The 13699-nt window shown below is 70.3% G+C and carries 15 protein-coding genes and 1 pseudogene; 9 read left to right on the top strand and 7 right to left on the bottom strand.

Features of this window, described 5'->3' with window-relative positions; genetic code table 11:
• Positions 1-84 precede the first annotated feature (84 nt).
• From DMP23_RS44455 to DMP23_RS44440, 4 genes are all read right to left on the bottom strand, one after another.
• The gene (locus DMP23_RS44455) at positions 85-1698 is read right to left on the bottom strand and encodes a M4 family metallopeptidase (protein ID WP_337824806.1); all 1614 of its coding nucleotides are present in this window, start codon (positions 1696-1698) and stop codon (positions 85-87) included.
• 666 nt (positions 1699-2364) lie between these two features.
• Positions 2365-3024 carry an alpha/beta fold hydrolase gene (locus DMP23_RS44450; protein WP_337824805.1) on the bottom strand — a complete coding sequence of 220 codons (660 nt, stop codon included), beginning with the start codon at positions 3022-3024 and terminating at the stop codon, positions 2365-2367.
• Complete coding sequence (locus DMP23_RS44445; RefSeq protein WP_337824804.1) at positions 3021-3410, bottom strand: RidA family protein; 390 nt, start codon at positions 3408-3410, stop codon at positions 3021-3023. Before DMP23_RS44445 ends, DMP23_RS44450 begins: the two co-directional genes overlap by 4 nt.
• Complete coding sequence (locus DMP23_RS44440) at positions 3407-4855, bottom strand: FAD-dependent monooxygenase (RefSeq protein WP_337824803.1); 1449 nt, start codon at positions 4853-4855, stop codon at positions 3407-3409. Before DMP23_RS44440 ends, DMP23_RS44445 begins: the two co-directional genes overlap by 4 nt.
• 100 nt (positions 4856-4955) lie before the next feature.
• Here DMP23_RS44440 and DMP23_RS44435 point away from each other — a divergent pair, with 100 nt between their 5' ends.
• The 6 genes from DMP23_RS44435 (at position 4956) to DMP23_RS44410 (ending at position 8859) form a co-directional block, all read left to right on the top strand.
• Positions 4956-5603, top strand: a complete 648-nt coding sequence (locus DMP23_RS44435) for a TetR/AcrR family transcriptional regulator (RefSeq protein WP_337824802.1) — start codon at positions 4956-4958, stop codon at positions 5601-5603.
• Between the two features lie 190 nt (positions 5604-5793).
• Positions 5794-6162 carry an ArsR/SmtB family transcription factor gene (locus DMP23_RS44430; protein ID WP_051729756.1) on the top strand — a complete coding sequence of 123 codons (369 nt, stop codon included), beginning with the start codon at positions 5794-5796 and terminating at the stop codon, positions 6160-6162.
• A gap of 1 nt (position 6163) precedes the next feature.
• Positions 6164-6814 carry an SRPBCC family protein gene (locus tag DMP23_RS44425; RefSeq protein ID WP_337824801.1) on the top strand — a complete coding sequence of 217 codons (651 nt, stop codon included), beginning with the start codon at positions 6164-6166 and terminating at the stop codon, positions 6812-6814.
• On the top strand, positions 6811-7302 hold the full coding sequence (locus DMP23_RS44420; protein ID WP_337824800.1) for an SRPBCC family protein: 492 nt from the start codon (positions 6811-6813) through the stop codon (positions 7300-7302). Before DMP23_RS44425 ends, DMP23_RS44420 begins: the two co-directional genes overlap by 4 nt.
• A 389-nt stretch (positions 7303-7691) precedes the next feature.
• Positions 7692-8117, top strand: coding sequence for a hypothetical protein (locus DMP23_RS44415; RefSeq protein ID WP_043828369.1), 426 nt, complete (start codon positions 7692-7694; stop codon positions 8115-8117).
• 265 nt (positions 8118-8382) lie between these two features.
• Positions 8383-8859: a hypothetical protein gene (locus DMP23_RS44410; RefSeq protein WP_337824799.1), complete on the top strand. Its 477-nt coding sequence runs from the start codon at positions 8383-8385 to the stop codon at positions 8857-8859.
• Between the two features lie 3 nt (positions 8860-8862).
• Here the strand turns inward: DMP23_RS44410 and DMP23_RS44405 are convergent, their stop codons facing one another.
• Complete coding sequence (locus tag DMP23_RS44405; protein WP_337824798.1) at positions 8863-9264, bottom strand: nuclear transport factor 2 family protein; 402 nt, start codon at positions 9262-9264, stop codon at positions 8863-8865.
• Between the two features lie 38 nt (positions 9265-9302).
• Between DMP23_RS44405 and DMP23_RS44400 the strand changes: the two genes are divergently transcribed.
• Positions 9303-10193 (top strand): AraC family transcriptional regulator, encoded by an 891-nt coding sequence (locus DMP23_RS44400; RefSeq protein WP_337824797.1) that lies wholly within the window; start codon positions 9303-9305, stop codon positions 10191-10193.
• A gap of 11 nt (positions 10194-10204) precedes the next feature.
• Here DMP23_RS44400 and DMP23_RS44395 read toward each other — a convergent pair whose 3' ends face one another.
• Positions 10205-11383: an epoxide hydrolase family protein gene (locus DMP23_RS44395; RefSeq protein ID WP_443111377.1), complete on the bottom strand. Its 1179-nt coding sequence runs from the start codon at positions 11381-11383 to the stop codon at positions 10205-10207.
• Between the two features lie 216 nt (positions 11384-11599).
• On the opposite strand from DMP23_RS44395, the pseudogene DMP23_RS48195 reads away from it, so the two are divergent.
• A pseudogene (locus DMP23_RS48195) lies at positions 11600-11749 on the top strand (DUF6389 family protein); the annotation flags it as partial.
• 161 nt (positions 11750-11910) lie between these two features.
• Here DMP23_RS48195 and DMP23_RS44390 read toward each other — a convergent pair.
• A complete protein-coding gene (locus DMP23_RS44390; protein ID WP_337824796.1) occupies positions 11911-12516 on the bottom strand; it encodes a transglycosylase SLT domain-containing protein in 606 nt (201 codons plus the stop codon).
• Positions 12517-12686: 170 nt separating this feature from the next.
• Between DMP23_RS44390 and DMP23_RS44385 the strand changes: the two genes are divergently transcribed.
• Positions 12687-13694 (top strand): LLM class flavin-dependent oxidoreductase, encoded by a 1008-nt coding sequence (locus DMP23_RS44385; RefSeq protein ID WP_337824795.1) that lies wholly within the window; start codon positions 12687-12689, stop codon positions 13692-13694.
• Positions 13695-13699 lie beyond the last annotated feature (5 nt).

Genomic DNA, 13699 nt, shown 5'->3' with positions numbered 1-13699 from the left:
TGGGGAGAGCGGGTGTTCTCGGGGGATTGGCCGGGCAGGCCGGGTCCCGGCGCGCGGCGGCGAGCGGGACCCGGCCGGATCAGGTCAGCGCGTGGTGCGCGTCGTGCAGGTCGGCTCGCCGGACACCGCGGGGACGGAGACGGCGTTCCAGGCTGCCTTGGTGGCGTTGAACTCGGTGCAGCTGCCCGGGTAGAGCGCGATCGCGGCCTGGAGCGTCGCCTTGCGGGCCGCCTTGTGGTTCCACGACGAGGTCTTCTTCAGCAGGCCGTTGTAGAAGATCTTGGCGGCCTTCTGGATGCCGATCCCGGTGACGCTGCTGTTGTTGCAGGTCGGGCTGGCCGGCTTGCCGCCGCCCGGGTTCGAGCCCTCGGCGAGCAGGTAGAACCAGTGGTTCTGCGGACCGGCCGCGGCGTGCACCTCGGTGCTCGGGATCGACGACGAGTAGCAGTTCGGGTCGCCGACCTTCGACGGGTTGTACATGTAGCGGATCGGGCCCTGGCCGACCAGGTTGACGCCCTCGCCGACCTCGTAGTCGGGCCGGTCCTTCGCGTTGTTCGCGTACGCTTCGGTCATCGCGCCGAAGATGTCGCCGGTCGACTCGTTCAAGCCGCCGTTCTCGTTGCCGGAACCCGCGCCGCCCGGCGTGGTCTGGAAAATGCCGTGCCCGAACTCGTGGCCGACCACGTCCATCGACGTGGCCTGGCGCCGGTTGTCCTGCGAGTGCCCGAAGTGCGTCGAAGAGCCGTCCCAATAGGCGTTGACGTCGTTCAGGCCGACGGACGCCGGGTAGCCGCGCCCGCTGCCGTTGATGCCGTTGCGGCCCAGCCAGTCCTTCAGCATCTTCCATTCGGTCTGGACGCTGAAGAGGGTGTCGACGCAGCCGGTCTCGAGGTTCGTGCCGGAGCCGTTGCCCCAGCTGTTGTCCGGTCCACTGTAGACAGACCCGCCCTCGCGGCCGCAGCTGATGCCCGGGCGGCCCGGGTCGCGCATCGAGTACGAGCTGCCGGATCCGGTGGTGTCGATGGAGACGGTGCCGACGTAGTAGCTGTTGCCGGTGCCCGCCGCGTTCACCGCGTTCGGCCGCGCCTGGGACTTCGCCCCGGAGCTGAAGGTCTTGATGTCGTCCCGCTGGTCGAGCACCGCGCCGGTGGCGGCGTCGACGAAGACGTGCAGCCTGCTCGGCGCCGTGGCCGTGCGCCCGGTGACGACGACCTCGTACGCCAGTTTCGGATTCGCCCCGGCCAGCACCACCTTTTCGGGCGTGCTCACACTGTCCACAGTGGGCAGTTGGGCGCGTGCCGTGGAGGCGGCCTTCGCGGCGTCGAGAACGGCTTGCGTCCCGACGGCGATGGGCGCGCTTTCCGCGGCGCTGGTGTCCCGGACGTTGCCGGCCCCGTCCGCGACGACGACCGCGTCCCCGCCGACGACCCGCAGGCCTTGGTAGGTGCGCTCGTAGGCGCTGTAGAAGAGCCCGGCGTCGCCCGCGGTCTGGCCGACGCGCCGGAACGCCTCCGCCGGGCCGCGGCTGAGCCCGCCGAGCCCGGAGGCGACCGCCTGGTCGGCGGCGCGAGCGGCGGCCACGTCCGGGGAAACGGGCTGGGCTGGGGAGGCCGCGCTCGCCGGGACCGACGGCAACGCGAGGGACAGGGCGAGACCGGCGGCGGCCGCCAGGCCCGTGGTGAGTCCGCGATGGGGCATCGAGGTCTTCCTTCCCTGAAGGCAGGACGATGGGTGCGGGGAGAGGGAACGCGCCCGGCTGCTCACGGTGGGTATGCGGCCGAGCACAGTCGAGTAAAGGATCGGCGCCCGGGAGCGTCAATGCTCCAAACGGACCAACGGAATGTTCCGGATTCAGCGGTCAATTCGTATATGCGTTGCCGGTGCTGGGATTTTTCGCGTTTTCGGCCCCTGGGCGACTTTCGTAGGGAATGTCCCGGCTGCCGTACGAATGTCGGAAGGGTCCGGACGGCGGAAAGGCCGGGCCAGCGGAAGGCCGTTCCCCGGCGGGGACGGCGAGCGCGAGTGCGGCGCTGCCTGCCGCGGGTCGGCGAAGCATTGCTGCCAGGCGAACTCGACGCGTTCGCATGCCTCGGACCAGAGGCTGGACTCGCGGCGGTGCGCTGCCGGACCAGCGAGCCGCCCGGCCTGGCTCGGACGGGCTCGTTAGGTGCTGGACTTACGGTGCTGCGCTGCCGGGCCAGAGGCTCGCCCGGCTTGATCCGGATGGGCTCGTTAGGGGCTGGACTCACGGCGGTGCGCTGCCAGGCCAGAGCGCCACCCGGCTTGATCCGGACGGGCTCGCCGATCGCGGCGAGGCGCGCCGTGTGCCCGGCACGCCCCGGGTGCCGGATCTTGTCCGCTGCCTCAGCGAGGTCCGGGAAGAGATCCCTCCGGCCCGGTCATGGCCGCGCACACCTCGGCGGCCGCCGTCCACAGTCCTAAGTGGCCGGTCGCGACGGTCCGGCATTCCATGCCCTGCTCCCGGGCACGGGCAGACATAGCGGAGAAAGGAGAGTGCTCGCCGAAAAGAACGTAGCGGCCAGGCGGCCGCGCGGCCGAGGACGGCGGCAGGGGTTCTTCGTGGCTGGCGAGGTCGATCGGCCGCAGCCGGGAGACCACGGCGGGGTCGGTGAATCCGAGCGCGTCGAGCCCGAACGGCGGCACGGCCCGGCCCGACGGGTCGTGAGACTGCGCCGCTTCGGCGAACAGCCGACGCAGAACCGGCATGAGGTCGAAGGCGGATTCGCCGGGCGAGGGAAGGAAAGCATCGAGATAGATCGCTTCGCGCACCTGCTCCAGATGCGCGTCCGCGAGCCCGGCGACGACCATCCCGCCGTAACTGTGGCCGACGAGGACGACCTGGTCTTCGAGCACCTGCCCGACTTCGTCGAGGTGCTGCTGCAATCCGGGGCCGGTGAGCGTGGGCGCGGCGACAGTGTGCCCTTGCTCGGACAACCGCGCCGCGATCCGGTCCCATATCCAGCCGCCGCACCACGAGCCGTGCACCAGGACGTAGTGGCTCATGGCGCGGGCACCTTCGCGACGACGTCGACCTCGACCAGCACGTCGGGGGCGAACAGCGCGGCGACTCCGACCAGGGTGCTCGCCGGAGCCGCGGGCACTCCTTCGCGCAGTGCGGCGAAGAGTCCGGAGATCAGCTCGGGGCGATAGTCCACGACGTAAACGGTTTCCTTGACGATGTCCTCGCGTCCGCAGCCGGCGGCGGCGAGCGCGACGTCGAGGTTGTGCGCGATCCGCCGCATCTGGGTCGCGTGGTCCTCGCCGCAGAGGTTTCCGTGCTCGTCCCAGGCAACTTGCCCGGAAAGGAAAACGAGGTCGGCGACGCGCACGACCGGGGTGAAGGCTCCGGGGATGCGGTGCAGTCCGGGAGGGGTCAGGTACTCGGTCATCGCCGCGCCGCCGCTCCGGCCCAGGCGGTGATCGCGGCTTCCCGGAGCGCGGCGTTCGGCGGATCGGTTTCGCGGCGGACCCATGCGATGTGGCCGTCCGGCCGGACGAGGAGTTCGCTGAGGCTCTCGGGTCTGGTGCTGGTCGCCGTGATCCGGTCTTTCCAGCCTTCGGCGACCTGCTCCGCGCCGTCTCCGAAGTAGCCGAAAGTGCCGTCGTGCAACAAGTTCGTGTCGTTCGACCCGAACATCCGGCCGGGCGCGCGGGTGCCGACGAGCGGGTCGTCGTCGGGTGCTGGATAGGACGTCGACAGGGCGGACACCAGACCGGCCAGCCGGGCGTTGACCTCGGGGATTTCGAGCAACGAATCCAGCAGTCCGCGCAGCGCGGCGACCGGGCGTTGGTAGTCGGGGACCAGGGTGAGTTCCAGCAGCAGCGTCTGGGCTTGGGTGTTGTCGGCGACCAGTTGTCCCACCGGGAAACGCTCCGCGTGGTAGGTGTCGAGCAGGCCCGGCGGCGCCCAGCCATTGAGGTCGGCGGCGAGTTTCCAGCCGAGGTTCATCGCGTCCTGCAGACCGGTGTTGAGGCCCTGGCCCGCCGCCGGGAAATGAATGTGCGCCGCGTCGCCCGCGAGGAATACCCGGCCGGACCGGTAATGCTCGGCCAGCCGGGTGGCGTTGCCGAAGCGCGAAAGCCAGCGCGGCTCCGCGATGCCGAAGGAGGTGCCCGTCAGCTCCACCAGGGTGGCGCGGAACTCCTCGAACGTCACGGGTTCCGTTGCCGAGACGCGCATGCGCTCCGGACTGGTGACCACGATGCGGGTCAGCCCTCCGGAAAGCGGGGCGATCAGCAGCGGAACGCGCCCGGCCGCCGCGATCGCCTCCTGGTCGACGACCGCGAAGTCGCCGAGCATCGAGCTCATCGTGCCGTCCGAGCCCGGGAATCCGATGCCCGCGGACTCCCGGACCTTGCTCCGGCCGCCGTCGCAGCCCACGAGATACGCGGCGCGAAGCCGGAAGTCCCCGTCCGGCCCGATGCCCGCGACGTCGACCCCGTCGTCGTCCTGGGCGAGCGACACGACTTCGTGCCCGTAGGAGATTTCGACGCCGAGTTCCCGTGCGCGTTCTTCGAGCAGCTGCTCGGTCCGCGCCTGCTCCAGGAACAGCGTGTAGCCGTGCCGGGTGTCCAGCGCAGAGAAGTCGAGCTTCCGCGAGAGCCCGGCGAAATGCCAGCTCGGGACGGTGCGGCCCTGGTCGAGAAACCGGTCGGCGATGCCGCGCAGTTCGAGGATCTCGATGCTGCGCGGATGCAGCGTGAGCGCGCGGGACTGGCCGTGCCGCGCCTGCTGCCGTTCGAGGATCCGGACCCGTACCCCGGCCAGCGCCAGTTCCGCGCCGAGCAGCAGCCCCGTCGGGCCCGCCCCGCTGATCACGACGTCGGTGTCCACAACCGCCTCCACTATTTTCCGAACAACGTTCATTTAAACCTGCCGTCAGTGTCCTGAGGAAGCACAAAGCTGTCAAACACGCTGCTAGGCTGGCCATGCCATGACCGCGCACCAGCCCCGCACCCGAGGACGCCCGCCCGCCGCCGACCGGGCCCACGTCACCGCCGCCGCGCTCCGGCTTCTCGACGAAGAGGGCCTCGACGCGCTCACCATGCGGAAACTGGCCACCGCGGTCGGCGTCCAAGTGGGGACGCTTTACGGCTACTTCCCGACCAAAACGGCCTTGCTGACCGCCATGGCCGAGTCGATGCTGGATGGCTGCCGCGCTGCCGCCGACGGAATCGCCGAGCCGCGCGAACGGGTGCTGGCCCTGATGAGAAGCCTGCGCACCGCACTTCTGTCCTATCGCGACGGTGCGCGGGTGTACGCGGGCACGCACGCCGTCGGTCCGAACACCCTGGGCTTCGCCGAAGCCCTCAACGGCGCGCTGCGGGAAACCGGCCTCGATGCCGCGTCGGCGATGAAAACCGCGCTGCTGGTACTGCACTTCGCAACCGGCCACGCCCTCGAAGAACAAGCAGCAATCCAGTCCGGCCCGGACCTGCCCGCCGACATCGGCCACCTGCGCGAAGCAATCCAGGCCGGCGACTACCCGAACCTCGCCGAGGCCCAGGACCACCTGACCGGAACCGATCTGACCGACCTCTTCGAACAGGGCCTGCGCCTGCTCACCGCCGACCTGCCCTGACGGGCGGGTTTCACTGTGCGGCCAACGGCTCCGGCGCGTTGCGGGCTGGGTGACTGCGTCGGTCTTGCTGGCCCCTGGGGGCAGGTCTCGGTCGACACCGGCATTGGCGAGACGGATCGGGCGCCGACACCGTGGATGGACCAAGTACCGGCGCTGGCTTATATAAGCGAGAGCCGGTATGATCCGCGTAGTGCACGCGTTCGACATTCTCGGCGACCCGGTGCGCCGCCGCATTCTCGAACTGCTCGCCGACGGTGAGCAGACCTCGGGCGCGATCACCGACGTGATTCGAGCCGAGTTCGCACTGTCCCAGCCGGCTGTCTCGCAGCATCTGCGCGTTCTGCGCGAGAACGGGTTCGCTTCGGTCCGGGCCGAGGGAGCCCGCCGGTTCTACGCCGTCGACCCTTCGCCGCTGAGCGAGGTCGACGAGTGGTTGGACCGGTTTCGCGGGTTCTGGAATCAGCGGCTCGATGCCCTGGGCACTGAGCTGGCCCGCGGCAGGCGAGCATCCCGGACCTCGGGTGTCGGCAAGGCCGGTCCGCCAGCGAAAGGACGATGACGTGAAGGACGTACTGGACGAACTGGCCGCTGCGCGCCGGGCGATGGGCACCGCGACCCTGCCGGCCGGCGACGCGTACACGATCGAGCTGCGGCGTGACTACGACGCGTCGGTCGACGAGGTGTGGAACGCCATCACCGACCCCGAGCGGTTGGGCCGCTGGCTGAAGCCGGTGACCGGTGACCTGCGTCTGGGCGGATCGTTCGAGCTGGACGTCGGTGAGCACGGGGAGATCCTCGCCTGCGACCCGCCGCAGCGACTGCGGGTGTCCTGGCTCTTCGAGCCAGGGGCCGATGAGTGGCCGGGTACGAGCGAGGTCGAGGTGAGGCTGTCTCCGGGCACTGCCGGGGGCACCGAGTTCGAGCTGGTCCATGCCGCGGCCGTCGGGGAGCCCATGTTCCCGACCTACGGCCCTGGTGCCGGCGGTGTGGGCTGGGATCTGCATCTCCTCTCCTTGTCGCGCTTCCTGGCCGACGGCGAGACCCTCGATCACGACGAGTTCCGGACCTTGTCCGGGGGACGCGAGTTCGCTCGGCGCAGCGCGGCGGCATGGGGCGAAGCTCACCTGGCCGCCGGCGGCGACCCGGATCGCGTGGCGGCTGCGGTGGCAGCCACCACCGCGTTCTACGCCCCCGAAGGAAGCGAGCGATGAAGTACGCCAACTCGATCGAGATAGCCCTGCCTCGCGAGAAGGTGGTCCAGCTGATCTCCGACCCGGCGCACCTGGCGAAGTGGCTGCGGGGCCTGGTTCTGCACGAACCGGTGAACGGAGCACACGGCCAGGTCGGCACCACCTCGCGCGTGGTGTTCCAGAGGGGCAAACAGCAGGTGGAGGCCACCGAGACCATCACGCGGCTGGAGCCCGCGGACGTCCGCGCAGTGCCCAGGTCGGTCGTCGTGCATTACGAACGGGAGATCGCCGCCAAAGGGATGTGGCAGGCCCAGCGCGATCGGATCGTCGACGCTGGTCCGGACAAGACGCTGTGGGAGAGCGAGAGCGAGTTTCGGTTCGACGGGCCCCTGATGCGACTGGTGGCGCTGCTCATGGTCGGCTCGTTTCGCAAGCAGTCGCAGCAGCACATGCGGGACTTCAAAGCGTTCGCCGAGCACGGGACGGACGTCCGGCAGGGGGCGAGCTGACCTGCCGCTGAGTCGCGGGTCCGGCCGTCATGGCGAGCACACCCGCCGCACGCGTCGACCGGTATGCCGCGATGCCAAGGCAGGCCTGCCGGAACGGGCGTCGCACTGCAAGCACGGGGTCGGATACCGCACCATTGCCGCCGCGTTGGCCTCGGCGTGGCCCCAGCCGCCCGGATAGCGCTCGCCGCGCCTGTCCCACGACCCGGTGAACAAGGCTGGCGTGATCGAGTTTTCCGGCGAATAGTTCAACAGCAGCGGGAAATGCGCCGCACCGGACCGCGAAAGCTTGAGTCCTGGCAGGAAGTGCCGTCCGGCGGTGGGCGTCCTTGCGCTCCGCGAGGCGGAATCGGGATCCTGGGCTCACCGAAGCGCAGGGGAGGAGCCGGGCGATGGACGACGTGGAGCTGACGCATCGCGAATGCGTCCGGCTGCTCCGGTCACCCGAACGGGGCCGTCGCGGGATCGTTGCCATCGACGGGCTGACGCCCGCCCTGCGGGTCTGCCTTCTTCTCGACGCGGGCGACGTGCTGATCCCGACCGGGCCGGACAGCGGGCTCGTGCGCGTGGCGGCGCTGCGTCCGGTTTCGCTGGAATTCACCGATCAGGACAAGGACGGGCGGCTGCGGTGGACCGTCCGCGGGATCGGCCTTGCCCGGCCGATGACCGGGCTGGACGTTCCTCGTCCGGTGCCGCGCAGCACCGTGCTCGCGGCGATGCCGGACGCGTTCCGCAACGGGGTCCGGGTCGTCGTGGCCCGCTACCGCGGCAACCGGCCCGCGGACGGGGTCGTGATCCCCGCGCCGCGCGTCGGCTGAGAAAGGCTCGAGTGCCTGTCTTGGTAACCGTTTGGCGACACCGTCGCTGAGCCCCATTCGGCGGGTTGTGGCCGGATACGATGGATTTGCCTGAAATCAGTTGTTCCCGCGTTTCGCCCGAGGCGAGCGACGCGGGCGGCTGGGTGATCAGGAGGGGGAATGCCCGGGCGAAACCGGCGCTGCGCAGCAGCGGCCGGGACGACCGGGCGGAGGCGTCATTCAGTCGGAAGGAACCATGAGTACCGCGAGAATCAATGTCAGGACCTTGACGGTCATCACGAGCTGGATCCTCATTGCCGGGGCCGTGCTGCTGGGCATGGGATTCGTCATGCTCATCACCGCGCCGCCGCACAGCGGCGCCAACATCGGCGCCGGAGGAGCCCTTCTCTTCGGCCTGGGCACGACCGGGGCGGGTCTGCTGATCGGAGCGGGGACAGCGGTGGCCGCGCTGCGGGTCCGGCTGCGCGAGGGGCGTGCTGAGGTCCCTGTGCTGGCCTGGGAGAAGCGTCTCCGGCGGTTGACCGCGGCCGCGGTCGGCCTGGTCGCGATCGGGGACCTCGTGCTGACCCGGGCAACCTTCCCCTTCAAGAATGCGCGCGCCGGAAGCGATGGCGTGGATTCTTACCCGATTTTCGTGACCGGTGTATGCATCGCCGGGTGCGGTCTCCTCGCCGGGGCCCCGCACGCGTTGTACTGGCTGTCGCGCCAGCGGACTCGCCGCCATTTCGAGCGTCGCGCGTAGCCCTCACGCGGGCCGCATCGTGCGCATGGTGCGTTCGACCTCCCAAAAGGCGCGCACCGCAAGGATTTTCCCCGTCTCGTCGACGCGATAGACGAACACTCCTTCGGCTTCGAGCACCTGTCCGCCGTTCTCGCTGCGGACGTGGCCGGTGTAGGCGACCTCGTTCCCGCAGGCGAACGAGTCGTCGAAGAGGAACTCGATCGAGTCGTTGGGCGCGATGGCCCGGTCCCAGAACGCGGAAAGGGCGTCGCGGCCCCGGTGCCCGCTGCCGTCCGGGTCGAACTGGGAAGGGCCGACCGGGTCCTCCACCAGGGCGTCCGCGGCGAACAGCGCCAGCCAGGCCTCCTTGTCTCGCCTCCGGACGGCGGCATGCAGGGCCTGGCTGGCGGTGCGGGCGGTGGTCATCGGGCCTCCTGGTGTTGATCGTCGCTAGCCTGGGAACCATGGTGTTCGACTCCACGCGGCTGGATCTCCAGCCGTACGCCGGGTTCGACATGGCGCGCTACGTCCGGCGCACGTATTGCAGCTGGGCGGACGCCGGGTGGGAGTCCTTGCTCGTGCAGCGGTTCGAGCACGTCCCCGTCGCCGAGGAAATGGCGTTGCCCGCCGCGGCGGATCTGCATTTGGTGTTGCCGGTCGGGCGGAGCGCGGTGATGGAGACGCGCCGGGGCGGCCGGTGGGGACGCACTCCGTGGACGCCGGGGCGCGTCGAGCTGATGCTTCCGGATCAGCCCGCGGTGCGGCGTTACGGGGCAGCGGGCGTGCTGGACAGCGTGCAGGTCCACATTCCGCGGGATACCGTCGACGCGACAGCGGCGCAGCTCGGCGGCTCCGCCGTGGACTTCGACGCGCTGGCTGCGTCGTTGACAGCGGGAGATCCGCTGGTCGAGGAGATCATCCGAGCTGTCGGCAGTGCGGGCGCGGCCAACGATCTGTACGCCGAATCCGCGGCGGCGTTCCTGACGATGCAACTGCTCACCCGGCACACGCGGCGGTCCGCCCGGGCCGCGCCGACGCGGGAGAACGCGAGGGTCCGGGCGGTCGTCGCGGCGATGCGCGAGCGGCTCGCCGAGCCGGTCACCTTGGCGGATCTCGCCGGCGAGGTTCATCTGAGCGTCTACCACCTGGTCCGGGTCTTCAAGGAAGCGACCGGGGAGACGCCGTACCGGTACCTGACCCGGTTGCGGATCGACGAGGCGAAACGGCTGCTGCGCGGCACCGAACTGACCATCGCCCAGATCGCGGGGCGCTGCGGATTCGCTGACCCGGCCGCGTTGTCGACGGCGTTCCTGCGGCACACCGGGACGCGTCCCTCGGCGTACCGCGATTCCTGACGGGCCCGGCATCAGCGCTGCTGCCGGAACGCTTCCCGGATCTCGGACACCAGCAGCTCCGGCTGCTCCAGCCCGGGGAAGTGGCCGCCGCGGTCGAGTTCGTGCCAGGAGCGCAGGTCGAGGTAGCGGCGTTCGGCCCAGTGGCGGACGGCGGGCCAGGGGTCGGCCGGGAAGATCGAGCAGGCGGTCGGCACGGTCACCGGCTGCGCGTTCTCCTCCTCCGCGCTGCGGGCCACCCAGCGCATCGCCTCCCAGTACCACCGCGAGGAGGACGCGCCGGTGGCGGTCAGCCAGTACAGCGCGATGGTGTCGATCTGCTGCGAAATGCTTACGCCGCCGCCGGATTCCGGCCGGGTGTCGGAGTAGGCGGCGAATTTCTCGCCCAGCCACGCGGCCAGCCCGGCGGGGGAGTCGAGCAGCGAATAGCCCAGCGTCTGCGGGCGGGTGCTCATCTGCAGCCCGAAGCCGTAGCCGTCGGCGAGATGCCGGTTCCGCCGGTCCAGGACGCGTTGCCCGGCGGGACTGGGCGCGAGCAGGTCGTCGGGCACGGGCGAGGCGATCGGCATCGTCAGGTGCAGGCCCGCGACGCGTTCGGGGACCAGGCGCGCGAGTTCGGTGCTCACGAACGCGCCCCAGTCCCCGCCGTGCGCGCCGAACCGCGGATAGCCGAGCACGGTCATCAACTGCGCCCACGCCCGCGCGGTACGGCCGGGATTCCAGCCCTGCTCCCGCGGCCGGTCGCTGAACCCGAACCCCGGCAGCGCCGGGATCACCAGGTGGAAGGCGTCGCGCGCGGAACCGCCGTGTGCGACCGGATCGGTCAGCGGGCCGATGACGTCCTCGAACTCGAGAACCGAACCGGGCCAGCCGTGCGTCAGCACCAGCGGAAGGGCGTCCGGCTCGGCGGAACGGACGTGCCAGAACGCGATCCCCAAGCCGTCCAGGACGACCCGGTAGTGCGGGATGGCGTTCCACCGCTGCTGCAGCACGGACCAATCGTGCTCGCGCCACGCGGTCAGCAGGGTCGACAGTTGCGCCAGCTGGATTCCCTGGGATGCGTCCGGCACGGTCTCGTGCTCGGGAAGCCGGACCCGGTCCAGTCTGGTCCGCAGATCGGCGAGGTCCGCGTTGTCGACGTCGATGGCGAAGCGTTCGGGGGAGGGGGTCTCGCCTGCAGAAATGTCAGCCACGCAAGGAACCGTAGGGCTGGGCCGGGCGCTGCCTCAATGTTCGGGATTGCGGTGTGCGAGTGAATTATTGCGGTGCGGAGTCCGCAGAGGAGGCCCGCTCTAAGCTCGCTCCCGTGGACACGGGTGACTACCGGGCCGCGGTGACCGGGATCCTCGGCTCCGCGTCGCACGAAACTTCCGCCGGGCTCGAGCGGTTCTGGGCCGCGGCGCGCGGAGCCCGATGTTCCGCCGCGGCCGGGAGGGTGGACGCGCGACGATCTCGAAGCCGCGGTCGTCGACGCGGTGACGGAGTGGATCACGCCGCTCATCTCGGCTGGAGCACCCGAGGGCTTCTGTCGCGTCGAGGCCCCGGGCGGCTGCGGGTGAGCGCGGAAATGCCGGGAGCCGTATGTGTCCGAAGAGGACTCTGGCCGGTTCGCGGTCGACGGATACGGCCGGACGCTCGGCACCTCCGGAGTGCGGGCGAGGATCGGCGCCGGGTACCGGTCGGGTCGGCTTGATCGCGGCGTTCGGGGGCCGGAACCCGTTCACGGCTCGCCGAGCGCCTTGCCCGCCTTGGCCCAGTTCCCGCGCAGAGTGTCCAAATAGGACTGTGCCTGCGCGCCCGGCTTGGTCCCGCGGGCGAAGCTCTTCATCGCGCCCGGTCCCGCGTTGTAGCCGAGCGCGAGCAGTTCGTCGGAGGTGATCGAGCCGGACCGGTGCGCGGGCAGTTGCGCGGCCAGGTCGTGCAGGTACCAGGACTCGGCCTGGATTGCCAGGTCCGGGTCGTCCGGCAGCTGGTCCCATGAACGTCCGGCGAACGCCCGGCCCTTCTTCGTCGCGTCGAAGGTCGCTTCGTGCATGTTCGCGACCCCGAACGCGGCTCCTGGCTTGAGCCGCTGCCAAGCGCGTTCGAGAGCCGGATCGTGCGGTTTGTACGACTCGTTGAAGAGAATCGCCATGACCAGCCGAGGGGACACCCCCGCCTCTTGAGCGCGGGTCCGGACCATGGAGGCGAACCGTGCCGGGTCGTAGCTCCCGCTGAGCGCGGAGGTGGTCGGAGTCGCCGTGGGTTCCGGCTGGCTGGCGGGACCAGTGCAGGCGGCGAGACACAGTCCCAGCATCGCCGCTGCCAGCCAACGCCACTCGCGCATCGTCTCCGCCTTCCCTCTGCTTCCACCTTGGCACAAAACGGCCGCCGGTCGTGCACCGTGCACTGTCGTGTTCCGCCTGTTTCGTCGCCGTGCCCGAAGCGCCGGACCTGGTGCGGTTCCTAACGTCGAGCCCAACGTGGTGAACCAGCCCGCACGACAGGAGCCCGCCGATGACCCACCCGTCCCGCAGCCGGCTGGGAGTGCTGCTCGGCAGCACCACTCCGCCGGAACAGATCGGCGCACAGGCCGCGGCCGCGGAAGCCGCCGGTTTCGGGGAATTGTGGCTGCCCGAGGACTACTTCTTCCTCGGCGGCATCGCGGGCGCCGCGCTCGCGCTCGGAGCGACGTCCCGGGTCCCGGTCGGCATCGGGGTCGTGTCGTCGGTCGTCCGGCATCCGGCGTTGCTGGCCATGGAAATCAGCACGCTGGCCCGCGCTTACCCGGGCCGGCTGATGCCCGGGATCGGGCACGGCGTCCCGGCTTGGACCGCGCAGATGGGCTTGACCCAGCGGTCGCCGATGAGCGCCCTGCGCGAAACCCTCACCGCCGTCCGAGGGCTGTTGCGCGGCGAGACGATCGACGAGGAGGGCCGGTTCGCCGCCTTCCGCCAGGTCGCGATCACGCACCCGGTCGCCGAGCCGGTGCCGCTGTTCACCGGGGTGCTCGGGGACAAGGGGCTCGAGCTGACCGGGCGGATGGCGGACGGTCTGCTCGTCAGTGCGCTCGCACCGGTCGAATACGTACGGAACGCGCGGCGCAAGCTGGACGAAGCCGCGCGCGCGGCCGGGCGGGACGAGCGCATCACGATCACCGTCCTCGCCGCGGCGAACGTCACGCGGGATCCGGGGCAGGCAGCCGCCGCAAGGGAAGCGCTCAAAGCGGTTCTTGCCTTTTACCTCGCCGCGACTGGCCCTGGCCCGCTGTTCGGCGCGGTCGGCGCCAACGAGCAGCTCGCGGACATGCTCTCGCGAGGCGGTCCCGAGGTGGTCGCTGCGGAGATGCCGGACGAGTGGCTCGACGTTTTCGGCGTCGTGGGCGGGCAGGACACCGCGCGCGCCCGCCTCAAGGAATACCTCGACGCGGGCGCGGACAACGTCGCCATCGCGACCGTCGTCGCCGGCGGCGCGGAAGAAACTCTCGCCGCGGTCGGAGAACTGACCGGCGAATTCACCCACTGAAAGGG

The sequence above is a fragment of the Amycolatopsis sp. A1MSW2902 genome (assembly GCF_017312175.1).
GTDB lineage: Bacteria > Actinomycetota > Actinomycetes > Mycobacteriales > Pseudonocardiaceae > Amycolatopsis > Amycolatopsis nivea.
The sequence above is the reverse complement of the archived record's forward strand: the minus strand, read 5'-3'. Positions and strand labels throughout refer to the sequence as shown.

Excerpts from the sequence above, each read along its gene's own strand:
- DMP23_RS44455 (WP_337824806.1), bottom strand. The coding sequence starts at position 1,698 with ATGCCCCATCGCGGACTCACCACGGGCCTGGCGGCCGCCGCCGGTCTC.
- DMP23_RS44450 (WP_337824805.1), bottom strand. The coding sequence starts at position 3,024 with ATGAGCCACTACGTCCTGGTGCACGGCTCGTGGTGCGGCGGCTGGATA.
- DMP23_RS44445 (WP_337824804.1), bottom strand. The coding sequence starts at position 3,410 with ATGACCGAGTACCTGACCCCTCCCGGACTGCACCGCATCCCCGGAGCC.
- DMP23_RS44435 (WP_337824802.1), top strand. The coding sequence starts at position 4,956 with ATGACCGCGCACCAGCCCCGCACCCGAGGACGCCCGCCCGCCGCCGAC.
- DMP23_RS44420 (WP_337824800.1), top strand. The coding sequence starts at position 6,811 with ATGAAGTACGCCAACTCGATCGAGATAGCCCTGCCTCGCGAGAAGGTG.
- DMP23_RS44415 (WP_043828369.1), top strand. The coding sequence starts at position 7,692 with ATGGACGACGTGGAGCTGACGCATCGCGAATGCGTCCGGCTGCTCCGG.
- DMP23_RS44405 (WP_337824798.1), bottom strand. The coding sequence starts at position 9,264 with ATGACCACCGCCCGCACCGCCAGCCAGGCCCTGCATGCCGCCGTCCGG.
- DMP23_RS44400 (WP_337824797.1), top strand. The coding sequence starts at position 9,303 with ATGGTGTTCGACTCCACGCGGCTGGATCTCCAGCCGTACGCCGGGTTC.
- DMP23_RS44390 (WP_337824796.1), bottom strand. The coding sequence starts at position 12,516 with ATGCGCGAGTGGCGTTGGCTGGCAGCGGCGATGCTGGGACTGTGTCTC.
- DMP23_RS44385 (WP_337824795.1), top strand. The coding sequence starts at position 12,687 with ATGACCCACCCGTCCCGCAGCCGGCTGGGAGTGCTGCTCGGCAGCACC.